The sequence below is a fragment of the Streptomyces sp. GQ60 genome (assembly GCF_059758875.1).
The window spans coordinates 76,836-98,549 of record NZ_JCAXEG010000003.1 but is presented as its reverse complement, the minus strand read 5'-3'; the positions used below and the strand labels follow the sequence as shown (position 1 = coordinate 98,549).

23 protein-coding genes and 1 pseudogene are annotated in these 21,714 nt (G+C 73.2%); 15 read left to right on the top strand and 9 right to left on the bottom strand.

Annotated elements, in window-relative coordinates:
• Positions 1 to 8 precede the first annotated feature (8 nt).
• From sufU to AC6CKD_RS09115, 3 genes are all read left to right on the top strand, one after another.
• Positions 9 to 470, top strand: a complete 462-nt coding sequence (sufU, locus tag AC6CKD_RS09125) for a Fe-S cluster assembly sulfur transfer protein SufU (RefSeq protein ID WP_112449508.1) — start codon at positions 9 to 11, stop codon at positions 468 to 470.
• Positions 467 to 811 (top strand): metal-sulfur cluster assembly factor, encoded by a 345-nt coding sequence (locus AC6CKD_RS09120; RefSeq protein WP_073913993.1) that lies wholly within the window; start codon positions 467 to 469, stop codon positions 809 to 811. The genes sufU and AC6CKD_RS09120 overlap by 4 nt, the downstream gene beginning before the upstream one ends.
• Before the next feature lie 225 nt (positions 812 to 1,036).
• Complete coding sequence (locus tag AC6CKD_RS09115; RefSeq protein WP_498326412.1) at positions 1,037 to 2,401, top strand: hypothetical protein; 1,365 nt, start codon at positions 1,037 to 1,039, stop codon at positions 2,399 to 2,401.
• On the opposite strand, the gene AC6CKD_RS09110 is transcribed toward AC6CKD_RS09115, so the two are convergent.
• Positions 2,388 to 2,567 carry a hypothetical protein gene (locus AC6CKD_RS09110; RefSeq protein ID WP_498326411.1) on the bottom strand — a complete coding sequence of 60 codons (180 nt, stop codon included), beginning with the start codon at positions 2,565 to 2,567 and terminating at the stop codon, positions 2,388 to 2,390. The two genes, AC6CKD_RS09115 and AC6CKD_RS09110, sit on opposite strands and share 14 nt — an antisense overlap.
• Between AC6CKD_RS09110 and AC6CKD_RS09105 the strand changes: the two genes are divergently transcribed.
• Positions 2,566 to 2,889: a DMT family transporter gene (locus AC6CKD_RS09105; protein ID WP_498326409.1), complete on the top strand. Its 324-nt coding sequence runs from the start codon at positions 2,566 to 2,568 to the stop codon at positions 2,887 to 2,889. The two genes, AC6CKD_RS09110 and AC6CKD_RS09105, sit on opposite strands and share 2 nt — an antisense overlap.
• 94 nt (positions 2,890 to 2,983) lie before the next feature.
• On the top strand, positions 2,984 to 3,532 hold the full coding sequence (locus AC6CKD_RS09100; protein WP_498326408.1) for a TetR/AcrR family transcriptional regulator: 549 nt from the start codon (positions 2,984 to 2,986) through the stop codon (positions 3,530 to 3,532).
• A gap of 44 nt (positions 3,533 to 3,576) precedes the next feature.
• Here the strand turns inward: AC6CKD_RS09100 and AC6CKD_RS09095 are convergent, their stop codons facing one another.
• The gene (locus AC6CKD_RS09095) at positions 3,577 to 4,449 is read right to left on the bottom strand and encodes a winged helix-turn-helix transcriptional regulator (protein WP_498326407.1); all 873 of its coding nucleotides are present in this window, start codon (positions 4,447 to 4,449) and stop codon (positions 3,577 to 3,579) included.
• 83 nt (positions 4,450 to 4,532) lie between these two features.
• Here AC6CKD_RS09095 and AC6CKD_RS09090 point away from each other — a divergent pair, with 83 nt between their 5' ends.
• Both AC6CKD_RS09090 and dapD read left to right on the top strand, forming a co-directional pair.
• The gene (locus tag AC6CKD_RS09090; RefSeq protein ID WP_498326406.1) at positions 4,533 to 5,879 is read left to right on the top strand and encodes an MFS transporter; all 1,347 of its coding nucleotides are present in this window, start codon (positions 4,533 to 4,535) and stop codon (positions 5,877 to 5,879) included.
• A gap of 9 nt (positions 5,880 to 5,888) precedes the next feature.
• Positions 5,889 to 6,869: a 2,3,4,5-tetrahydropyridine-2,6-dicarboxylate N-succinyltransferase gene (gene dapD, locus AC6CKD_RS09085; protein WP_243338420.1), complete on the top strand. Its 981-nt coding sequence runs from the start codon at positions 5,889 to 5,891 to the stop codon at positions 6,867 to 6,869.
• A 127-nt stretch (positions 6,870 to 6,996) separates the two neighbouring features.
• On the opposite strand, the gene AC6CKD_RS09080 is transcribed toward dapD, so the two are convergent.
• The 3 genes and pseudogenes from AC6CKD_RS09080 to AC6CKD_RS09070 form a co-directional block, all read right to left on the bottom strand.
• Positions 6,997 to 7,251, bottom strand: a complete 255-nt coding sequence (locus AC6CKD_RS09080; protein ID WP_498326404.1) for a hypothetical protein — start codon at positions 7,249 to 7,251, stop codon at positions 6,997 to 6,999.
• A gap of 141 nt (positions 7,252 to 7,392) precedes the next feature.
• Positions 7,393 to 7,662: pseudogene (locus AC6CKD_RS09075) on the bottom strand (GNAT family N-acetyltransferase); the annotation flags it as partial.
• A gap of 65 nt (positions 7,663 to 7,727) precedes the next feature.
• Positions 7,728 to 9,569, bottom strand: a complete 1,842-nt coding sequence (locus tag AC6CKD_RS09070; RefSeq protein WP_498326933.1) for a DUF8508 domain-containing protein — start codon at positions 9,567 to 9,569, stop codon at positions 7,728 to 7,730.
• 231 nt (positions 9,570 to 9,800) lie between these two features.
• On the opposite strand from AC6CKD_RS09070, the gene AC6CKD_RS09065 reads away from it, so the two are divergent.
• Both AC6CKD_RS09065 and AC6CKD_RS09060 read left to right on the top strand, forming a co-directional pair.
• Positions 9,801 to 11,345 (top strand): hypothetical protein, encoded by a 1,545-nt coding sequence (locus AC6CKD_RS09065; RefSeq protein ID WP_498326403.1) that lies wholly within the window; start codon positions 9,801 to 9,803, stop codon positions 11,343 to 11,345.
• Between the two features lie 165 nt (positions 11,346 to 11,510).
• A complete protein-coding gene (locus AC6CKD_RS09060) occupies positions 11,511 to 12,968 on the top strand; it encodes an alkaline phosphatase PhoX (protein ID WP_498326401.1) in 1,458 nt (485 codons plus the stop codon).
• A gap of 113 nt (positions 12,969 to 13,081) precedes the next feature.
• On the opposite strand, the gene AC6CKD_RS09055 is transcribed toward AC6CKD_RS09060, so the two are convergent.
• The 3 genes from AC6CKD_RS09055 to AC6CKD_RS09045 form a co-directional block, all read right to left on the bottom strand.
• On the bottom strand, positions 13,082 to 13,249 hold the full coding sequence (locus AC6CKD_RS09055; protein WP_243338429.1) for a hypothetical protein: 168 nt from the start codon (positions 13,247 to 13,249) through the stop codon (positions 13,082 to 13,084).
• Positions 13,250 to 13,351: 102 nt separating this feature from the next.
• Positions 13,352 to 14,620, bottom strand: coding sequence for a TerD family protein (locus tag AC6CKD_RS09050; RefSeq protein WP_498326931.1), 1,269 nt, complete (start codon positions 14,618 to 14,620; stop codon positions 13,352 to 13,354).
• Positions 14,621 to 14,712: 92 nt separating this feature from the next.
• A complete protein-coding gene (locus AC6CKD_RS09045; RefSeq protein ID WP_498326399.1) occupies positions 14,713 to 14,940 on the bottom strand; it encodes a hypothetical protein in 228 nt (75 codons plus the stop codon).
• 178 nt (positions 14,941 to 15,118) lie between these two features.
• Here AC6CKD_RS09045 and AC6CKD_RS09040 point away from each other — a divergent pair, with 178 nt between their 5' ends.
• Positions 15,119 to 15,565, top strand: coding sequence for a DUF6325 family protein (locus AC6CKD_RS09040; RefSeq protein WP_498326398.1), 447 nt, complete (start codon positions 15,119 to 15,121; stop codon positions 15,563 to 15,565).
• Between the two features lie 10 nt (positions 15,566 to 15,575).
• The gene (locus tag AC6CKD_RS09035; protein ID WP_498326397.1) at positions 15,576 to 15,926 is read left to right on the top strand and encodes an SHOCT domain-containing protein; all 351 of its coding nucleotides are present in this window, start codon (positions 15,576 to 15,578) and stop codon (positions 15,924 to 15,926) included.
• A 34-nt stretch (positions 15,927 to 15,960) separates the two neighbouring features.
• Here the strand turns inward: AC6CKD_RS09035 and AC6CKD_RS09030 are convergent, their stop codons facing one another.
• Positions 15,961 to 17,484 carry an aldehyde dehydrogenase (NADP(+)) gene (locus AC6CKD_RS09030; RefSeq protein WP_498326396.1) on the bottom strand — a complete coding sequence of 508 codons (1,524 nt, stop codon included), beginning with the start codon at positions 17,482 to 17,484 and terminating at the stop codon, positions 15,961 to 15,963.
• Positions 17,485 to 17,640: 156 nt separating this feature from the next.
• On the opposite strand from AC6CKD_RS09030, the gene AC6CKD_RS09025 reads away from it, so the two are divergent.
• From AC6CKD_RS09025 to AC6CKD_RS09010, 4 genes are all read left to right on the top strand, one after another.
• A complete protein-coding gene (locus AC6CKD_RS09025; RefSeq protein WP_498326395.1) occupies positions 17,641 to 18,426 on the top strand; it encodes an IclR family transcriptional regulator in 786 nt (261 codons plus the stop codon).
• Positions 18,427 to 18,622: 196 nt separating this feature from the next.
• Positions 18,623 to 19,519, top strand: coding sequence for a hypothetical protein (locus tag AC6CKD_RS09020; protein ID WP_498326394.1), 897 nt, complete (start codon positions 18,623 to 18,625; stop codon positions 19,517 to 19,519).
• A 65-nt stretch (positions 19,520 to 19,584) separates the two neighbouring features.
• Complete coding sequence (locus AC6CKD_RS09015; protein ID WP_498326393.1) at positions 19,585 to 20,907, top strand: sensor histidine kinase; 1,323 nt, start codon at positions 19,585 to 19,587, stop codon at positions 20,905 to 20,907.
• Between the two features lie 50 nt (positions 20,908 to 20,957).
• Positions 20,958 to 21,674, top strand: a complete 717-nt coding sequence (locus tag AC6CKD_RS09010) for a response regulator (protein WP_498326929.1) — start codon at positions 20,958 to 20,960, stop codon at positions 21,672 to 21,674.
• The last annotated feature ends 40 nt before the right edge of the window (positions 21,675 to 21,714 follow it).

Genomic DNA, 21,714 nt, shown 5'->3' with positions numbered 1-21,714 from the left:
GAGGCGCAGTGAAGCTGGAATCGATGTACCAGGAACTGATCCTGGACCACTACAAGCACCCGCGCGGGCGAGGCCTGCGCGACGGCGACGCCGAGGTGCACCACGTCAACCCGACGTGCGGTGACGAGATCACCCTGCGCGTGAAGTACGACGGCGAGACCCTCACGGACATCTCGTACGAAGGCCAGGGCTGCTCCATCAGCCAGGCCGGCGCGTCGATACTGAACGAGCTGCTCGTCGGCAAGGAGCTGGGCGAGGCGCGGAAGATCCAGGAAGTCTTCCTGGAGCTGATGCAGTCCAAGGGCAAGATGGAGCCCGACGAGGCCATGGAGGAGGTGCTGGAGGACGCGGTCGCGTTCGCCGGCGTCTCCAAGTACCCGGCCCGGGTGAAGTGTGCTCTGCTGAGCTGGATGGCGTGGAAGGACGCGACCGCCCAGGCACTGGGCGACGCCGAGAGGAAGACGGCATGACCGAGAACGCGACGCCCGAGGCGTCCATCAAGCCGGCCACCGAGGAAGAGGTCCGCGAGGCCCTCTACGACGTGGTCGACCCCGAGCTGGGCATCGACGTCGTCAACCTGGGCCTGATCTACGGCATCCACGTCGACGACGCCAACATCGCGACCCTCGACATGACCCTGACCTCGGCGGCCTGCCCGCTGACGGACGTCATCGAGGACCAGGCGAAGTCGGCTACGGACGGCATCGTCAGCGAACTGCGCATCAACTGGGTGTGGATGCCGCCGTGGGGCCCGGACAAGATCACGGACGACGGCCGCGAGCAGCTGCGCGCGCTCGGTTTCAACGTCTGATCGACGCCCGACCCGAGAACGACGGCCGTCCGACGGCCGAGTGAACAGAGGACCCCCGGCACGGGTGTGCCGGGGGTCCTCTGTTTTCCCGGCGGACGGGCCGCGTGCACCGGGAGTTGGCCACGGTGGCCGAATCTTCTCGACGGCCGTCACATCGTGGCGCGCCGCACACGAGAGGACCCTCCGTTGACCGTTCGCCTTTCGCCGGCACTCCGCCTCGGTGCCGTGGGAGCCGCAGGAGCGGCCGCCCTGCTCGCCGCAGTACTGACCGCGCCCGCCCACGCCGCCCAGGAAACCGCCGCCGAACCGACCATCGCACTCTCCGCCGGGTACCTGTCCGGGGCCGTCGGCGCGATCGGCGACCCGGGCGTGAGCGTGGACATCGCGCAGCAGGGGATACCGGCCGCCTTCCTCAACGTCGACGTCCTCTCCTCGAGCAACCCGGCGGTCGCGGGGCCCGGAGACGTGCGCATCGGCCGGACCGGGCACGGCCACCGCGAGCTGACCGTACGCCCGCGGGCCCAGGGCTACACCGACCTGACGCTCCGGGTGACCGGCCGCGGCGGCAAGACGGCCACGGCCACCCTCTCCTACGCCGCTTCGGCGCGGGTGGCCACCGGCGCCCGCACCACCCGCTACCTCACGGGCTCCGCCGACTCCTCGGCCGCCGTGGACGTCGGCGACGGCTACGCGCTGGTGGCCGACGACGAGACCAACGTGCTGCGCCTGTACGACCGGTCCCGCTCGGGCGCCCCCGTGAAGACCTGGGACCTGGGCGCCGCGCTCGGCACCAAGAAGGAAGCCGACATCGAGGCCGCCGCCCGGGTCGGCGACACCGTGTACTGGACGGGCTCGCTCGGCAACAACAAGGACGGCAAGTACAAGGCCGAGCGCAACACGGTCTTCACCACCCGGCTCACCGGGACGGGCGCCGACACCGAGATCACCTTCGGCTCCGCCTACAAGGGCCTGCGCGAGGACCTGATCGCCTGGGACACGGCGAACGGGAACCGCTACGGCTTCGCGGCGGGCACGGCGGCCGGCCGGATCCCGAAGAGCATCGACGGGTTCAACGTGGAGGGCCTGGAGTTCGCCCCGGGTTCCACCACCACGGCCTACCTGGGCTTCCGCGCGCCGCTCGCGCCCGCGGTGCCCGGCGGCAGGGCACTGGTCGTGCCCGTCACCAACATCGACCAGGTCGTGGCCGGCGCGGCCGGGCCGGTCTTCGGCGAGGCGATCGAGATGGACCTCGGCGGGCTCGCGGTCCGTGACATCCGCAAGAACGCCGCCGACCAGTACCTGGTCCTCGCCGGCTCCTGGGCGGCGGACGACAACTCCGACCCGTACGCCCTCTACCAGTGGGACGGCGTCCCGGGCCACGCCCCGGTGAAGCGGGCGGACCTGCCGACCACCGACCCGGGCGGCTGGGAAGCCGTGGTCTCCGTGCCCGACCTCCGCGTGCCCGGTGCCCGCGTCCAGCTGATCACCGACAGCGGCTCCGCCGACCTGTACGGGGACGGCACCGAGGCCAAGGACCTCGACCACCCGGAGTGGAAGAAGTCCCGCGCGGCCTGGTTCACGCTGACCTGAGCTCGCCGTCCTGCCTGGCGGGCTCCGCCGCCAGGTCCTCGCGGCGGATCCGCCGGTCCGCGTAGAGCAGGCCGGCGGTGAGCTGCGGGAAGCAGAGCAGCAGCGTACGGGCCGGGGCGCGCTGATGTGTACGGGCGTCCATAACGATGGGTACAGTCGTACGCATGCCCTACATACTGCTCGCCGCCGCCATCGTCGCCGAGGTCGCCGGTACCACCGCCATGAAGTTCAGTGAGGGCTTCACGAAGCTGTGGCCCTCGCTGATCACGCTGGTGGGCTACCTCATCGCCTTCACGCTGCTCGCGCAGACGCTGAAGTCGATGTCGGTCGGGACCGCGTACGCGATCTGGGCCGGCGTCGGCACGGCCGCGATCGCCGCGATCGGCATGATCTTCATGGGGGAGGCGGCGACGGCCGCGAAGATCGGCGGCATCGCCCTGGTGATCGCCGGCGTCGTGCTGCTGAACCTCGGGGGGACGGCGCACTGACCGCGAGGACCGTCCCGAGCGCCCCGGCCGTGTGTACCGTCGTACGCATGCCCTGCCAGTCGCCCGCCGCCGCCGTGCCGGGAGCCGTCCGCTGATGGCCGGCTCGGTGCGCCGCTACGACCCGGACCGGCGGGACCGGATCATCGACGCGGCGATCCGGGTGGTGGGCGCCCGGGGCATCGCGGGGCTCAGCCACCGCAGCGCGGCAGCGGAGGCCGACGTACCGCTCGGCTCCACCACGTACCACTTCAAGACCCTGGACGACCTGCTGGTGGCGGCGCTGCGGCAGGCCAACGAGGGCTTCGCCCGGGCGGTGGCGGACTCCGCGGCGCTGGCCGATCCGGGCGCGGACCTGGCGGGCGCCCTGGCGGCGCTGCTCGGGGAGTTCCTGGGGGCGGACCGGGCGCGGGCGGAGCTGGAGTACGAGCTGTACCTGGCCGCCCTGCGCCGCCCCGCGCTGCGCCCGGTGGCGGCGGAGTGGTGCGAGGCCGTCTCCGAGGCGCTGTCCGCGCGAACGGACCCGGCCACGGCGCGGGCGCTGGTGGCGCTGATGGACGGGATCAGCCTGCAGGTGCTGCTGACGGGGACGGTGTACGACGAGGCGTACGCCCGCGAGATCCTGCGCCGGGTGCTGCGGCCCTGACGGCGACGGGGTCGGCGGCCCGGTGGGGCGGCCGGTCCCCGGGCCTACGCGCCGCGGATCGCCGCGAGGGCCGCGGCCACGCTCGCCTCGATGTCCTGGACCGGGTAGAGGACCTCGCGAACGGTCCGGTCGCGGTCCACGACCAGCGTCAGGCGCTTCAGCCGGCTGATGCCCCCCGCCCGGAACGTCGGCAGCCGCAGCGCCGTCACGAGCCCGAGCTCCGCGTCGGAGAGGAGGGGGAAGCGGAGGCCCTCGGCCTCCGCGAACTCCCGCTGCTCGTCCGGCCGCTGAGTGGACACCCCGTGCACCGTCGCGCCCGCCGCGGTGAACTCCCCGAGCCGGTCCCGGTAGGTGCACGATTCGAGGGTGCACCCCCGCGCCCCGGGGATCCCGGCCCACCCCGGCGGGTAGGACTCGGACCGGGCGAACGCGCCCGGGAAGCAGTACAGGACGGTGAACGGGGTGTCCGCCACCGGGTCGCGGAGTTCGCCGGAGAGGTCCGGCAGCGACAGCTCCGGCAGCCGGGTGCCGCGCAGCGCGTGCACGCGTACCGCCTCCCGTGACGCCTCCCGCGTCGTCGCCGTCAGCTCCCCTTCGCCCAGGATCCAGGTGTCTCCCCAGTCCTGGAGGGCGACCAGGACCGGCAGCAGGCCGCGCCCGCGCGGGGTGAGCCGGTACGCGTGGCGCACCGGCCGATCCTGATACGGCTCGCGGGTCAGCACGCCCGCCTCGACGAGCAGCTTCAGCCGTTCCGTCAGGACCTTGCGGGACATGCCCAGTTCGCGCTGGAAGTCGTCGAAGCGGTCCACGCCGCGCGCGGCGTCGCGCACGATCAGCAGCGTCCACCAGTCGCCCACGACGTCGAGGGCCTGGGCGATGGAGCAGTCCGCGTCGTCGAGGTGCGTGCGCTGGGCCATGGGCACTCCTTCTGTCCGTTGACCCGAGGTTGTCATGCTGACATAGTCAGTTCCCAAAGGGAACTAACTCGGGGGCCAGGGAAATGCTGCGGGCGCTGCTGCAAGGATTCACAGAGGTGCCGAGAGCGGTCTGGCTGCTCTCGCCGGGCGTGTTCGTCAACGCCGTGTCCAGCTTCACCTTCGTCTTCGTCTTCGTGTACCTGACCGGTCCGCGCGGACTCTCCGTCGCCGAGGCGGGCCTGATCACCGGAATCGGCGGCATCGGCCTGATCGCCGGGAACTTCACGGGCGGCGGGTTCGGCGACCGCTACGGCCACCGCCGCGTCCTGCTCATCGCCTCCGCCGTCGCCGGCGGCGCCCTGGTCCTCCTGCCGGTCCTGCCCACGGCCGTGCTCTACGCGGCCCTGCCGCCGGCCCAGTACGCCATCGGGGCGATCCGCTCCGCCAACGCGGCACTCGTCGCGGTGATCGTCCCCGAGGGCGCGCGCCGCCAGTCCTTCGCCGTCGTCCGCTGCGTCTCCAACGGCGGCTTCACCCTCGGCGCGCCGCTCGGCGCACTGATCGCGACCGGCGTCTCCTACGACTGGCTCTTCGTCGCCGACGGCATCGGCACGCTCGTCTTCGCCGTGTGGACCGCCCGCGTCGTTCCCGCGCGGGGCGCCGCGAACACCCCCGCCGCGGCCCCGGACGGGGGTCTGGGCCGCGGCGTATGGGGGGAGCTCCGGGCCAGGCCCGCCGTCCTCGTCATGCTGGCCGCGGTCCTCGTCGTCGACGTGATCTACCGCCAGCAGTACTCGACCTTCCCGCTCTACCTCGCGGACCACGGTCTGGACACCGGCGCCTACGGGCTGATCATCGCCCTCAACGGCGCCGTCATCCTCCTCCTGGAGCTGCCGGCCGCCGTCGCCCTGCGCACCCGCCCGCCGCTGACCGTCATCGGCGTCGGGCTGCTGCTCGTCGGCGCCGGGTACGGGGCGCTGCTGCTCGGGACCGGGATCGCGGCCGCCGTGGTGATGATGCTGCTGCTGAGCCTCGGGGAGATCCTCTACAAGACCCCGGCCACCGCGTACGTCGCCGACCAGGCGCCCGCCCACGCCATCGGGCGGTTCCAGAGCCTGTACGCCGGGGTCTCGGTCAGTGGCGTCGTGCTCGGCGGGCCGCTCGGCGGCGCCCTGTACTCCGCGGCGCCCGGGCTGCTGTGGCCGCTGTGCACGGCGCTGGCGGCGCTGGCGGGCGGGGCGGTGCTGTGGATGTCGGCGCGGGGGGCGCGGAAGCCGCGACCCGGGCCGGAGGCGCACCCGGTGCGGGAGCCCGCGCTGGGGGAGCCGGTGCCGGGGGAGCCGGTGCCGGGGCCCGTGGAGGACCCGGCGCGACACGACCCGCGCCCGGCACATGAGACCGGTTCGCGACCGCGGGCCGTCGCCGGTTAGGTTTCGGGCATGACTGCTACGCGTACCACCGGCGCCGTCGCCGCCGGACTTGCCACCATCACCGCCGACGGCACCGTCCTCGACACCTGGTTCCCCGCCCCCCAGCTGGTCGCCGAGCCCGGCCCGGCCGGCACCGAGCGCCTCACCGCCGAACAGGCCGTGGAGCTGCTGGGCGCCACCGCGCCCAAGGCGATCCGCCAGGACGCGGTCCGCGGCGTCGAGGTCGTAGCGGTCCGCACCGTGATCGCCTCCCTGGAGGACAAGCCGCTGGACGCGCACGACGCGTACCTGCGCCTGCACCTGCTCAGCCACCGCCTGGTCAAGCCGCACGGCCAGAACCTGGACGGCGTCTTCGGCCTGCTGGCCAACGTCGCCTGGACCTCGCTCGGTCCGGTCGCGATCGACCAGGTCGAGACCGTCCGCCTGAACGCCCGCGCCGAGGGCCTGCACCTCCAGGTCACCTCGATCGACAAGTTCCCGCGGATGACGGACTACGTCGCCCCCAAGGGCGTGCGCATCGCCGACGCGGACCGGGTCCGCCTCGGCGCGCACCTCGCCGAGGGCACCACGGTCATGCACGAGGGCTTCGTCAACTTCAACGCCGGCACCCTGGGCACCTCCATGGTCGAGGGCCGGATCTCCGCGGGCGTCGTGGTCGGCGACGGCTCCGACATCGGCGGCGGCGCGTCCACCATGGGCACCCTGTCGGGCGGCGGCAAGCAGATCATCTCGATCGGCGAGCGCACCCTGATCGGCGCCGAGGCGGGCGTCGGCATCGCGCTGGGCGACGAGTGCGTCGTCGAGGCCGGCCTGTACGTGACCGCGGGCACCCGCGTCACCCTGCCGGACGGCCAGATCGTCAAGGCCCTGGAGCTCTCGGGCGCCAACAACATCCTCTTCCGCCGCAACTCGGTCACCGGCGCGGTCGAGGCCCGCCCGTACAAGGCGGCCTGGGGCGGCCTGAACGAGGTCCTCCACAGCCACAACTGACCGACCGCGGTCCCGTCGTACCGGTGCCCTCCCACCCCGATCGGGGTGGGAGGGCACCGTGCGTGGTGAGCGCCCTCCCGCCCCGAGCGGGGGAGGGCGCTCCACTGCGCGGTTCCGCGCGGAGGGGTCAGCTCAGGGGGATGGTGCGGACGAGGCCGGCGAACGCCTGCTGCTCCGCCTCGGTCAGTTCCACCGACTCCATCGGATGGACGGAGGTGCCGCGCTGGGCCGGGATGACCGAGAGCCCTTCGAAGGTGCCTGGCTCCGGGTGGTGGAAACGGCTGTCCCACAGCATGTGGCCGAGGCCGACCAGCCAGACGGCGGCGGCCACGAGCAGGACGGCGATGCCGATTTCCTGAGCGAGGGAGATGGAGGGGAACACGCGGTCCTCCAAAGGAGTGCTGGAGTGCGGTACAAGATCGGGCGTGGGGACACTCAACACCAGAACCGCCCGAATGGGTAGGGATGTGCCGAGCGTCACGCCAGGGCCAAAGGTCCCGTCCTCGGGTCCCGCCCGTCCCGCTCAGGCCAGCGGCAGCTTGAAGCCCTCGTGGCTCCGGGCGTAGCCCAGCCGCTCGTAGAAGCGGTGCGCGGCGGTGCGCCGCTTGTTGCTGGTGAGCTGCATCAGGCCGCAGCCGCGCCCGCGGGCCCGGTCCGCCGCCAGCTCCGTCAGGCGGGCCCCGAGCCCCCCGCCCCGCCGGTCCGCGCGGATCCGTACGGCCTCCACGAGGGCCCGCTCCCGCCCGCCCTGGCCGAGGCCGGGGACGTACGTCAGCTGCAGGCAGCCGACGAGGATCATGCCGGGATCATGCCGAAGGGGCCGGGCGGCGGTGCGGCCCGGCCCCTTCGGCGCCGCCGCTACGGGCGGAAGCGCAGGACCTGCGGGTCGTGGTCGCTGTTCTGGTTCGAGAACTCCGCGTTGATGTGCACGCTGTCGTAGCTGAACTGCTTGATGCCCGGGCTCGTCAGGATCTGGTCGAGGACCTGCGAGTTGCCCTGGTAGACGTACGAGTAACGCTCCGACCTCGGCAGCGACTTGATCGCCGCGTACAGCGCCCCGCCGTCCTCCAGCGCCTTCGTCGTGTCCGAGAACTCGAAGTCGTTGATGTCGCCGACCACGAGGACCGCGGCCTTCTTCTCCACCGCCAGGATGTCCTTCACGAAGCCGTTCACGGCCTGCGCCTGCAGCAGCCGCTTGGCCTCGGAGGAACGCACCGGAGGCTGGTTCGAGGAGGTCAGGCCCTGGTCGCCGCCCTTCGAGCCGAAGTGGTTGGCGATCACGAAGACCGTCTTGCCGCGGAAGACGAACTCGCCGGCCAGCGGCTTGCGGCTGTCCACCCACGCCGGGTTCGCCGGGTCGATGCGGCCGGGGGAGTGGGTCAGGGCGGCCTTGCCGTTCTCCTTGACCACGCCGGTCGCCGTCACGGCGTCGCCCGGGGCGCGCTCGGCGAAGGAGACCCGCTCCGGGTTGAAGAGGAACACCTGGCGGATGTTGCCGCCGGGCTCGCCGCCGTCCTTCTTGTCCTCCGGGTTGATCGTGCGCCACTGGTAGGCCGGGCCGCCCGCGGCCGCGATCGCCGTGGTGAACTTCGTGAGCGTGGCCTCGGACGAGACGGTGCCGTCGTTCTTGGCGCCGTTGTCGTCCTGGATCTCCTCCAGGGCGAGGATGTCCGGGGAGGCGAGGTTCTCGACGACGGCCTTGGCCAGGTTGTCGAACTTCTCCTGCGGGTCGGACGGGTCGAGGTTCTCGACGTTGTACGTGGCCACCGCGAGCTCGTGGGAGGACTGCGCCTTGGTGTGCTCCGGGGCGAGGGTGCCCGCCGTGACCGTGCCGAGGGTGCGGGCCACCAGGGTGTAGCCGCCGAACTGGTTGAAGTCCAGCGGGCCTTCGGTGGGGCCGGTCAGCTTGTCGCCGACGTTGGCCACCGGGAACGGCTGCTGCGCGAGGGGCGCGAGCTGCTGGATCTGGAGGCGGCCGGTGTTCTGGGATTCGTACGAACCGTAGACCGTGCCGCCGCGCCGGGTGTTGTTCTCCCAGCCCTTCACCGTCACCCACAGCGCCGCGTACGGGTCGGTGGCGCCGACCACGCGCGAGGTGCCGATCGCGATGTTCATGCCCTCCAGGGACTCGTAGTAGTCCAGGGCGTAGCGCGAGGGCTCCAGGGTCAGGCCGTTGACGCTGCCGGCGGCGGCCGGGTCGCCCTCCGGGGCGTACGCGCAGGGGACCGAGTACTCGTTGACGGCGGTGGCCGCGGGCAGCGCGTTGCCGGAGGAGACCACGGTCACGACGGGCTTGGAGATCTGGGTGACCGACTGGTTGCCGGAGGAGACGCCGCCGGGGATGTACTCGCCGACCAGGCCGGAGACGGTGACGGCGTCGCCGACGGCGACGGTCGGGACCGAGCTGGTGAAGACGAACACGCCCTCGCTGGTGGCGTCGTCGTCGTCGGTGTCGGGGTCCTGGATCCAGAAACCGCGCGAACCGTACGTACGGACGCCCGTGACGACGCCCGCGACACCGGCGACCTGCTTGCCGACCATCGGGGATATCCGGGTGGTGCCCTGGATGTCGTGGATGCGTATCGGATCGGCGGACACGGCGCCTTCGGCCGCGTCGGCGGTGCCCGCGAGCAGGCCGGTGGCCAGCGCGGTGGCGACGAGGGCCGCGACGGCGGCGGAACGGGGATGCGAGGAGCGCATGGGCGGGAACTCCGGTGTGTGGAGGAGGGAGTAGATATCTACGCGCGTCAATTTCCTTCGTCGCCGGCAAAGTTGTCAAGCCCTACAGGGAAGACAGGGGTTGACTGTGGGATGAACCAAAGGGGAGCGGCCGCCGGGGGCGCCCGAAATGCGTCTACTCTGGGGCGCCGTACGACCCGTACGCGAACCACCCGTACCCGAACAACCCGTGTCCGCGAGGAGAACCGCCCCATGTCCGCAGACTCGCACCCCACGCTGCCGCCGGTACGGCTGCTCCCCGACGCGGAACTGGCCCGCGACGCCCTGGCCGCCCCGCTGTTCGCCCGCGCCGTGCGCCTCGCCCGCTGGGCCGGACCGGACACCCGGGTGGACACCGGGGGCGAACTCGTCGCCGGGCAACTGCCCGAGGCCGTGGCCCTGCTGGGCCTCGACCCCGCCGACGAGGACTCCGCCGCCCACGCGAGCCAGGCCTGGCGGGTGGCCGTCGACACCGGCCTGGTGGACGTCACCGAACCGGAGGAGGGCGTCCCCGCCGACGGGGACGCGGCGTGGGACCACCGGGAGCTCGGCACCGCCGAACCCGGCGAGGACCTGGCTCTGGTGACCGGCGGAACCCCCGGCGACGTGCTCGACCTGTGGCTGGCCGCCCTGGACACCGTCCTCGCGGACGCTGCGGTGCCCGCCCTGGACGACCTGGTGGACGCCCTCGACGCGGGCGGCGAGATCGACTTCGGCCGGCTCGACTGGAACCCGGGCCGCGAGGCCGACTTCCTCGACGGGGTCCTCGCCAACCTCTACCTGCTCGCCGTCGCCGAAGGCGGCACGGCCGACGGCCCCGTGCCGCTCCCGGTGCTCGCCGCGTCGATGGTGGTGCCGGACGACATGGGAGATCCCACCGACGCCGTACTGGAGCAGGTCTCGGACGCGATGATGCGCCTCGACGACCAGTTCCGGCAGCTGGAGCCGATCGGGCTGGTCGAGTTCCGTCCCGTCGACGAGGAGCTGATGGCGGAGGCCGAGGACGAGGAGTTCCTCGCGAGCGCGGGTGCGGGCGCCGCTCCCGACGAGGAGGACGTCTCCCGGTACGGGCTGGTACGGCTGACCCCGCTCGGGATGTACGGGATCCGGGCGCGCATGCTGGAGGCGGGCGTCGAGGCCCCCGCCGTCGGCGAACTGGCCGGGAAGGGCGCGGACGTACTGCTCGACGTGGTCTCGCACTACTCCGAGGCCGCCGCCCAGGCCGAGATCGAGCAGTGGCTGGCCGGCCGCCCCGTGCCCGAGGCCGCCGCGGAACTGCTCGCCGCCGCGCGCGGCGCCGACGCGGGCGCCCCGCTGCGCCGGCTGCGCTGCCAGCAGGCCCTCGCGCCGACCGGAGCGGAGGCCGAGCCGGCCGTCCGCGCGGTGCTGGACGACGCCGAGCTCGGCGGGCTCGCCCGGGTCTGGCTGGCCGAGCGCGGGGTGGCCGACGTACCGGCGCCGGACGAGGAGATGGTGTTCTGGCTGACGGTCGACACGATCGCGGCGCAGCTCGCCACGGGCGTCGGGGGCGTCGGGAGCGGCGGGGGAGCCGAGGGCGGGGAGGGCGCCGAGGCGGAGCTGCCGCTCCTGATCGAGTCGCTGACCGCCCATCACGCCGGGTTCTTCGAGCAGGTCTGGCGGGTGGACCACCCGGCCACGGCCCACGTGCTGGAGGCGATGGGGCGGCTGCACCCCGACAAGAAGGCCGCCAAGGAGGCCCGGAAGGCCGCGTTCAAGGCGCGCTCCCGGGGCGTATGAGGCAGGGGGAACCAGCCGTTCCCGAAAGGGACTCGGCCATCGCGGCCACCGGGCAAGGGGTCGATTCGTTTTCCCGGGTAGTTCAGTCGGCGTTCACGTGCGGGCGGGAGCGTGTGCGCCGACGACCGCACGACAGCGCACCACCTCCCCACTCCTGGAGACCCGATGCCGCTCAGCCGTAGGGATTTCACCACCCGCACCGCACTCGCGGGTGCGGGCGTCGCGCTCACCGGAACGGCCGGCGCACTCGCCACCGCTCCCGGGGCCCTCGCCGCGGACGACGGCGCGCGGCCGGAGGCCGACCGGGAAACGGGTCAGGGCGGCCACGGCCACGGCCCCGGTTACGGACCGCTCGTGCCCGACCCGGCCGGCATCCTGGCCCTCCCCGCCGGATTCACGTACCGCGTGATCACGCACAGCGGTGTCACCACGCTCGACTCGGGTGAGAGCACGCCGTCCAACCACGACGGCACGGCCGCCTTCGAAGGCCACCGGGGTGTCACCCTCCTCGTCAACAACCACGAGCTGAAGGGCCCGCGCACCAACTGGAAGTACCCCGTACCGCTCGCCGAGGGCCTCGTCTACGACCCGGCCGCGGCCGGCGGCTGCACGGTCATCGAGGTCCGGCGCGGCGGCGAGGTCGCCGAATGGGTGGGCATCTCCGGTACGTCGACCAACTGCGCGGGCGGCTCCACCCCCTGGGACACCTGGCTGACCTGCGAGGAGAACTCGGACCTCGCCGGCAAGAACGGGATGACCAAGGATCACGGCTACGTCTTCGAGGTCGACCCGCACGACCGCCGCGCCAACCTCGACCCCAAGCCGGTCAAGGCGTTCGGGCGCTACGACCACGAGGCCGTGGTCATCGACCCGCGCCACGGCCACGCCTACCTCACCGAGGACGCCTCCAACCCCAACGGGCTGCTCTTCCGCTGGACCCCGCCGAGCGGCTTCCGGCACGGGCGCGGCAAGCTCCGTACGCTCGCCGACGACGCCGGTGTGCTGGCGGCCGCCAAGTGCTTCGACAGCTCGGGTCTGTTCGTCGACGACCTCTCGCGGGCGACGAAGATCGGGACCACCTACGGGGTGGACTGGGTGCCGGTCCCCGACCGCGACGGGCGCACCGCGGCGGTGCGCAAGCAGTTCGGTGCGGCGGCCGTGACCCGCGGGCGCAAGCTGGAGGGCATGTGGTGGGCCGACGGCGGCGCCTACTTCGTGTCCTCCTACGCCCGTGCGGAGAGCCCGGGCACGGCCCACGACGGCCAGGTGTGGTTCTACGACCCCAAGCGGCGCACGCTGCGGCTGCAGCTCCTGATCGGGGTGAACGCCGACCCGACGGCGGAGGGCGGGTACGACGGTCCGGACAACATCACGGTCTCCCCGTACGGCGGTGTGATCATCGCCGAGGACGGCTCGGGGCTGCAGCACCTCTTCGGTGCGACCGAGTCGGGGCGCACGTACCCGCTGGCCCGCAACGAGATGAACGTGGGGACGGCCGAGGAGCCGGAGTACGCGGAGTTCGCGGGCGTCTGCTTCTCGCCGGACGGGCGGACGCTGTTCGTCGGCATCCAGGACCCGGGCGTCATGCTGGCCGTCACGGGGCCGTGGCGGCGCCGGCGCTGATCCGCCGGCCGCGGAACATGAGCCGCGGACATGAGAAGAGCCGCCGGGCCCTCGGGCCCGGCGGCTCTTCTCGTCGTTTCTGTTCGTTTGTGCTTCGTCCGTCTACGGCTGGATCACTGAGCTTCGGCGCGGCTGGCCGCGGCCCACTCCTCGAGGAGGAACTCGTACGCCTCGGAGGGCCACTCGCCGTCCACCCGGCTCTCGACGAGCTGCCGGATCGCCTCGTTCGCCTCGGCGGCGGACGGGCGCGCGGGGCCCGCGGGCTGGAGTGTCTGGTGCATGCTTCCAAGGCTACGGGCGGGCACTGACAGCTACCTCCGCATTAAGGGTGGAACAGATCACCCGGACAAGGCCTTCGTCGCTCCATGTGCCCGCTCACCTGCTCAGAGTGCCTGTGCGGCCGGCTTGACCATGCCCCGCACTGTGCGCGACTTCACAAACTCGCCCATGGCCGTCATCTCCCATTCGCCGGAGAACTGCTTGATCAGCTTGGCCATCATCACGCCGGTCTGCGGCTCGGCGCTGGTGAGGTCGAAGCGGACCAGCTCCTCGTTGGTCGCGGCGTCGATGAGGCGGCAGTAGGCCTTGGCCACCTCGGTGAACTTCTGGCCCGAGAAGGAGTTGACCGTGAAGACGAGGCCCGTCGCGTCCGCGGGCAGCCGGCCGAGGTCCACGACGATCACCTCGTCGTCGCCCGCGCCCTCGCCGGTGAGGTTGTCGCCGGAGTGCTTGACGGAGCCGCCGAGGATGGACAGCTTGCCGAAGTAGCAGCTGTCGATGTGGTTGCGCTGGGGGCCGTACGCGATGACCGAGGCGTCCAGGTCGATGTCCCGGCCGCGGAACGCGGGCTCCCAGCCGAGGCCCATCTTGACCTGGGAGAGCAGCGGGCGGCCGCCCTTGACCAGGGACACGGTCTGGTTCTTCTGGAGGCTGACCCGGCCCTTGTCGAGGTTGATCTTCCCGGCGCCGGGGGCGGGGGCGGAAGCCGCGACCGGGGCGGGGGCGACCGGCGCGGGTGCGACCGGGGCGGGGGCCGCCGGGGTCGCCCCGGGAGCGCCGCTGGTGAGCCAGGGGGAGGCCGCGTACGTGGGCGGCGCGGGGGGAGCCGGGGGCGCGGGCGGGGTGACGGGGGCCGGGGCGGCGGCCGCCGGAGCCGGCTCCTCCTCCACGGAGACCCCGAAGTCGGTCGCGATGCCGGCGAGGCCGTTCGCGTACCCTTGGCCGACCGCGCGCACCTTCCACACGCCGCCGCGCTGATAGACCTCGACGACCACCAGGGCGGTCTCCGTGCCGAGCTGCGGCGGGGTGAACGTGGAGATCACCGCTCCGCTGCCGGCGTCCCGCACGGTGGCGGTGGGTTCGATGCCCTGGAAGGACTGGCCCGCGGCGTCCGGGCTTGCGGTGATGACGATCCGCTCGATGCCCGGCGGGACCGAACCGGTGTCCACGGTGATCGAGTCCGGCGCGGTGCCGCCGCCCGAGCGGTAGGTGACGCCAGGGCCGGACGGCTGGTTGAAGAAGATGAAATCGGCGTCGGAACGCACCTTGCCGTCGGCGCCGAGGAGTAGCGCGGAGACGTCGAGCCGCACCGGGGCAGCCACATCGACCGTCACGCGGACGGCATTGAGCGGCAGGTTGGAACCAGGGGTCATAGCGGTCATGCCGGGAGAACGACCGAGGTGGCTTTGCCGTTCCCTTGCTTTCACCCGGTTTCCCGGTTCTTCACCCTCGCCCCGGCCGTGCGTCAGGCGCGACCCCGGTTGCGGGGGTGGTTCCTGGCGGTCCGCTCGTTGCCGAACTTGTAGGAACCGGTCCAGCGCGCCATCACGAGCTGGGCGTCACCGGCTTCGACCTCGGCCAGGAACGCGGCGGCCCGCCCGCCCCGGAGGGTGGCCGCGGACCGGCCCTGGTGGGTGATGGCGACGCTGTGGTCGGCCCGTTGTTCGTACGAGAATCCGTGGGGTTTCGGCATGGGCCGAGCGTGCCGTCCCCGGGCGGTGGCCTGCAACGCAATATGCCGGGCCCGGGCCCTCGGCCCGCCGCCGCCCCGACCGTGGACCGGACCCCCGTCCCGCCCCGCGATGCGGTGTCAGCCGTGCCGAGTAAGATCCCTTTTGCGGTGATTTCATGCGCTACGGAAGAGGTTGTTCATGCCTGCTGGTGCAGCTCTTACGGCCGAATCGATCGGCCCGGTGGACGTCGCCGTGGTCACCTTCGACGGCAATCGGTTCAACGGCGATGTCGCCCCGGCCCTGCGCGAGCTCCAAGAGAGCGGAGTGGTGCGCATCCTCGACCTCACGTTCGTCCGCAAGGAGCGGGACGGCGCGGTGTCCGTGGTGGAGCTCGCCGACTCCGAGGTGGCCGATCAGTTCGAGCGGGTCCTCGGCGAGGAGTTCGACCTGCTGAGCGACGAGGACCTGGAGACCGTGGCGCAGGGCCTCGCCCCGGAGTCCTCCGCGCTCGTGGTGGTGTGGGAGAACGCCTGGGCCACGCGCCTGGCCTCGGCGGTACGGGAGTCGAACGGGCAGGTGCTCTTCATGGAACGCGTCCCACGGGACGGCGTCGAACGCGCCGTCGCCGCACTGACCGAGAAGTAGGAGGAGAGTCATGCGTCGACGCATGGGGCGCCCGGGTCTGCTGGGCGCGATGGCCCGCACCGCGGTCGTGGCGGGAACGGCCACGGCGGTGTCCGGGAGGGTGCAGCGGGGCCAGGCCGAGCGCAGCGCGCAGCAGCAGGCGGCGGCGGACGCCGAGCAGCAGGCCCTCGTCAACCAGGCGGCGGCCCAGGCGGCCGCGCAGCAACAGGCCTGGCAGCAGCAGGCCCAGCAGCCCGCCGCCGCGCCGGCTCCCGCGGTCGACAGGGTCGGCCAGCTCACCGCGCTGGCCGAACTGAAGGCCCAGGGCCTGCTCACCGACGAGGAGTTCGCGGCGGAGAAGGCCCGGGTGCTGAACGCCTGACCGGGCCTCCCCTCCGGCAGCCCGGTCTAGGCCGTCAACCTCCCGTGACCCGTCGCGGGAGGTTGAGGGGGTTGGCCTCGCGGAGTTCCGCCGGGAGCAGGGCGTCCGGCACCGACTGGTAGGCCACCGGGCGAAGCCAGCGCTCGATGGCGGTGCCGCCGACCGAGGTGGAGTGGGAGGTCGCCGCCGGGTAGGGCCCCCCGTGGTGCTGGGCCGGAGCCACGGCCACGCCCGTCGGCCAGCCGTTGACCACGACCCGGCCCGCCAGCGTCGTGACCTGGGAGATCAGCTCCGCCGCCGGACCCGGGCCGCCGTCCGCCTCGGCGGCCGACAGCTGCAGGGTCGCGGTGAGGTTCCCGGGGAGCCGCCCGAGCACGGCGGCGGCCTCGTCCTGGCCGGCGTACCGGGCCAGCACGGTGACGGGGCCGAAGCACTCCTCCAGGAGCACCTCGTAGGGCCCGCCCTCCAGCAGGGTCCGCGCCGGCACGCTCAGGTAGCCCGCGCCGACGGTGTGCTCGCCGCCCGCGCCGGGGGTGACGGGGGCGTCGACCCCGGGCAGCGCGGCGCGTTCGCGGACCCCGGCGACGAAGTTCTCCCGCATCCGGTGGTCGAGGAGGACCCCGGGCTCGGTCTCCCCGAGCGACTTGGTCAGGGCACTCGCGAGCCGGTCCCCGTCCGCTCCCTCGGGCACGAGGACCAGGCCGGGCTTGACGCAGAACTGGCCGACCCCGAGGGTGACCGAGCCGGCCAGTCCGCCGCCGATCTCCTCGGCGCGCTCGGCGGCGGCCGCCGGAGTGACCACGACCGGGTTCAGGGAGCCCAGTTCCCCGTGGAAGGGGATCGGTACGGGCCGCGCGGCGGCGGCGTCGAACAGCGCCCGCCCGCCCCGGATGGACCCGGTGAACCCGGCGGCGCTGATCAGGGGGTGCCGGATCAGCTCCAGGCCCGCGTCGAACCCGTGGACCACCGCGACGACCTCGGCCGGCAGTCCGGCGGCGACGGCGGCCCGGCGCAGCAGCGAGGCGCACAGCTCGGAGGTGGCCGGGTGGTCGGGGTGCGCCTTGACCACGACCGGGCAGCCCGCGGCCAGCGCGCTGGCGGTGTCGCCGCCGGGCACGGAGAAGGCGAGGGGGAAGTTGGAGGCGGCGTAGACCGCGACCACGCCCAGCGGCACCTTGTAGCGGCGCAGTTCGGGGCGGGGCGGGGCGGTGGCGGGATCGGCGCGGTCGATGCGGATGTCGAGGTAGGAGCCCTCGTCCACGGCGTCGGCGAAGGCGCGGAACTGGCCCGTGGTGCGGGCGAGTTCGCCGGTGAGCCGGCCCGGGCCGAGCGCCGTCTCGGCGTCGGCGGCCTCGATGACGTGGGAGACCGACTCGTCGAGAAGATCGGCGGCGGCGCGCAGGAAGGCGGCGCGCCGTGCGGCGTCGGCCAGCGAGCCGCGGGCGGCGTGCGCCGCCCGCACGGCTTCGTCCACCTCCCGGGGTGTGGCCTCCACCGCAACCTGCTCGCGGTGCTTCCCGGTGCGGGGGTCCACACTCCAGACTGGTGTTGCTGCCATGGCGAACTGCCTCCTGGATCTACGCTGACCCGCGCGGATGCGTTCAGTATTGTGAACGCTGTTCCGTTGGATGAATGATCACATCCACCGTGGACTCTATTTCCGTGTCTTCCGGGTTGACAAGTGACAGCAAGAGACAGAGGGGCACGAAGGCGGATGACCACCACAGCTGAGTCGGGGGGCTCGGGGGCGCCGGCGGCCGTCAAATCGGCGGTACGCACGGTCCTGTTGCTGGAACACTTCGCTTCCCGGCCGGGGCTGCACAGCCTCGCCGACATCCAGAACGACCTCTCCCTGCCCAAATCCAGCCTCTACATGCTGCTGCGCACCTTGGTGAACCTGGGCTGGGTGGAGACGGACGCGACGGGCACGCGGTACGGCATCGGCGTACGGGCGCTGCTCGTGGGCAGCTCGTACATCGACGGGGACGAGGTGGTCGCGGCGGCGCGGCCCACGCTGGACCGGCTCTCCGACGACACGACGGAGACGATCCACCTGGCCCGCATGGACGGGACGAGCGTGGTCTACCTCGCGACCCGGCAGTCCCAGCACTACCTGCGGCCCTTCACCCGCGTCGGGCGGCGGCTGCCGGTGCACTCGACGGCGCTCGGCAAGGCCCTGCTGGCCACGCACACGGACGAAGAGGTACGCGCACTGCTGCCGCGGCGGCTCGAAGCCGTCACCGAGCACACCATCACCGACCGGGACCGGCTCATCGAGGAGCTGGCACTGGTACGGGAGCAGGGGTACGCGGTGGACCGGGAGGAGAACACGCTCGGACTGCGCTGCTTCGGGGTGGCGGTGCCGTACCGGACGCCGGCGCGGGACGCGGTGAGCTGTTCGGTGCCGGTGGCGCGGCTGACGCCGGGGCACGAACGGGGCATCAAGGCGGCGCTGTTCGCGGCGCGCGACCGGCTGTCGGCGGTGACGCGGCGGATGTAGCCGCGGGAGGTGTGGTGGAGGGAGAGGTTCCTCCCCCGGGCGGGGGAGGCGGTTCCCCTTCAAGGGGGAGGTGGCGGGGGCGCGGAACCGGGACCGTTGAGGCATGACCACACGAGCGGTTCATCGGAGTGACACGGCGTACGACACGAAGCCGTCGGCCCCCGCGCCGGGGACCGGGCGGAAGACCCTGCGGGCAGTGGCCTTGGCCTCCACCGTCCCGTACCTGACCCTGAAGGCCGCCTGGCTGGGCGGGAGCCGGATCGGCATACCGGACGGCAGTGTGCTCCTGGAGCACACCCTGCTCTACACCGTGGCGAACTCGGTCACGCTGGTCATGGACGCCACCGTGATCGTGCTCGTGTTGGTGCTCACCCGCCCGTGGGGCATGCGGGCGCCGTCCTGGCTGCTGGTCGTCCCGGTGTTCTTCGCGACCGGGCTGCTGGCCCCGATCCTCACCGCGTTCCCGGGCCAGATACTCCTCAAGGCCCTGGGCATGGGGGCGGACGAAGCGGCGCGGGCGGCGCAGGAGCCCTTCCTGGACCCGTGGGTGTTCAACGTCGTCTACGGCGGCTTCATGCTCCAAGGACTCGCCCTGGCCGGGTTGTTCGTGCCCTATGCGCGGGAGCGCTGGGGCACGCGCTGGCAGGGCGTGCTGGGTCGGGGGCTCCCGTCCCCCACGGGGGTGGTGGCGGGAGCCTCCGCGGTCCTGGCCCTGGCCGTGGCCGCGGCCCACTTGTACTGGGCGTTCGCAGGCACGGCCGGGCTGAGCGCGGCGCAGGCCGCGGTGCGCTCCGCGGAGACGGGCGTGGTCAACCTGGTCCACGCGGGGTGGGCCCTCGTGGGCGCCGCCGGGGTGGTGCTGCTCGTCCGGGGAGGAGAGCGCCCGGCGCGGTGGCCGTTGGCGCTCGCCTGGATCGGGTCGGCGGCGGCGATGAGCTGGGGAGCGTGGCTGCTGATGGCCGCGCTGGCCCCGGACTCCGCGGGCGAACACCCCTCCGCGATGATCTGCCTGGCCTACGCTGGCCAGATGCTCACCGGAATGCTCGGCGCGGTCGTCATTACCCGGTTCCTCGCCTCCCGCCGTACGGCGTAACGCGGGTGGGGGCGGGCGTGCGGGTGAGGGCGGGCGTCAGGGCCGGTCCGGGCCGGGTGGCGGGGGTGCGGGCCAGGACGCGCTGGGTCCATCTGGTCCTCGGCGGGGCCCTGCTGATGCCGTACTTCCTGCTCATGGAGGTGGCGGTCGGTGTCCTCGCCGGCGGAAGCAACGTACGCGAGTCCCTGCCGCTCAGCCTCGCCGCCTACACCGCCGCCCTGCCGCTCGTCGCCGTGACCGGGCTGCTCCGGCTGGTCCGGCCGATGTCCGTCGCCGCGGCGCGCGCCCTGTGCGGGGTCCCTGGGGAGCGGTTCGCCGAGGGGCCGGCCCGGAGCTGGGCGGCCCGGGGCAGGGCCTCGGCCTGGTGGACCCTGCACCTGGGGGTCGGCGCCCTGGTCAGCGGGATGAGCCTGGCGGTACCGCCCATGGCGGCGGTGCTGATCGCCCTGCCCTTCGTGAGCGCGCTGCGGGAGCTTCCGGTCGGGCTCGGCTGGTTCGACGCGCGGACCCAGCCGTACCTGACCCCGCTGCTCGGGATCGGGCTGCTCGCCGGGCTCGTCCTGTGCGCCGCCGGGGCGGGTGCGCTGCTGGCCCGGCTGGCGCCCGTACTGCTCGGGCCGACGGCGGCGGACCGGCTGGCGGCCGCCGAGGAGCGCGCCGCGGATCTGGCGGTCCGCAACCGGCTGGCCCGGGAGCTGCACGACGCCGTCGGGCACGCCCTGAGCGCGGTCACCCTCCAGGCGGGCGCCGCCCGGCGGGTGCTCGACAGCGACCCCGGCTTCGTACGGGACGCGCTGGCCGCGATCGAGGACACCACCCGGCGCACGGTGGGGGAGCTGGACGCCGTCCTCGGCCTGCTGCGCGAGGGCGACGGAGCGGGCACCGGGGGTACCGGGCCGCCGGCTCCGACGCTGGCATCCGACCTCGACGGGCTGCTGGCCCGCAGCCGGGCCTCCGGGACCCCGATCACCGCCCGCCAGGACCCGGGACCGGCCGGCGGCTGGGAGCGGCTCCCGGCGATCGCCTCCCGTGAGGCGTACCGGATCGTGCAGGAGGGGCTGAGCAACGCGCTGCGGCACGGGACGGGCCCCGTCGATCTCCGGATCCTCGTACGGGTGCGCGGCGGCCACACGGTGCGCGGCGGCCACGAGGAGTACGGCGGCCACACGGAGTACGGCGGCCACGAGGAGTACGGCGGCCACGAGGAACTGGAGATCACCATGACGAACGATCCGGCGGCCGCTCCGCAGGCCCGCACTACCGGGGGCCGGGGCCTGCGCGGCGCGGCCGAGCGGGCCGCCCTGCTCGGCGGGCAGGTCGAGGCCGGGCCGCACGGGGACCGGTGGCGGCTGCGAGCCGTCCTCCCGCTCGGCGGGGGCGCCCGATGACGTTGCCGACCCCGCCGCCGATGCCCCAGACCCCGCCGCCGTCACCGCCGATGCCGCGGGCCCCGTCGGCCGCACCGACGCCCCTGCCGCCGGCCCCGCCGGGGCGCCCGCCGCTGCGGCTGGTCGTGGCCGACGACGAGCGGATGGTCCGTACCGCCCTGCGGGTCATCCTCGACGCCGAGCCCGACCTGGAGGTCGTCGGCGAGGCGGCCACCGGAGCCGAGGCCGTGGCCGTGGTCCGGGCGCTCGCCCCGGACGTGGTGCTGATGGACGTGCGGATGCCGGAGATCGACGGCATCCGGGCCACCGAGCGGATCCTCGCGACCATGGCCGAGCCGCCCCGGATCGTGGTGGTCACCACGTTCGAGAACGACGCCCACGTCTACGAGGCGCTGCGCGCGGGAGCCGCCGGCTTCCTCCTCAAGCGGGCCGACCCCGACGAGCTGACCGCCGCGGTCCGGCTGGTGGCCCGCGGGGACTCGCTGCTCTTCCCGGCGGCGGTCCGCTCCCTGGCCGCCGCCCGCACCCCGCCCGGGGCCGGACCGGCCGCCGCGCCCTGGGTCGCCCGGCTCACGGACCGGGAGGCCGACGTACTGCGCCTGATGGCCACGGGGCTCTCCAACCACGAGGTGAGCGAGCGGCTCGGAGTCGGCCCGCAGACGGTCAAGACGCACGTCGCCGCGGTGCTGGCCAAGACCGGCTCCCGGGACCGGACCCAGGCGGTCATCGCGGCGTACGAGGGAGGCTTCCTCATGAAGAAAGGCTGAGAACTCCGCCACAATCGGGGCAGAGCGGAACGGCTGGGAC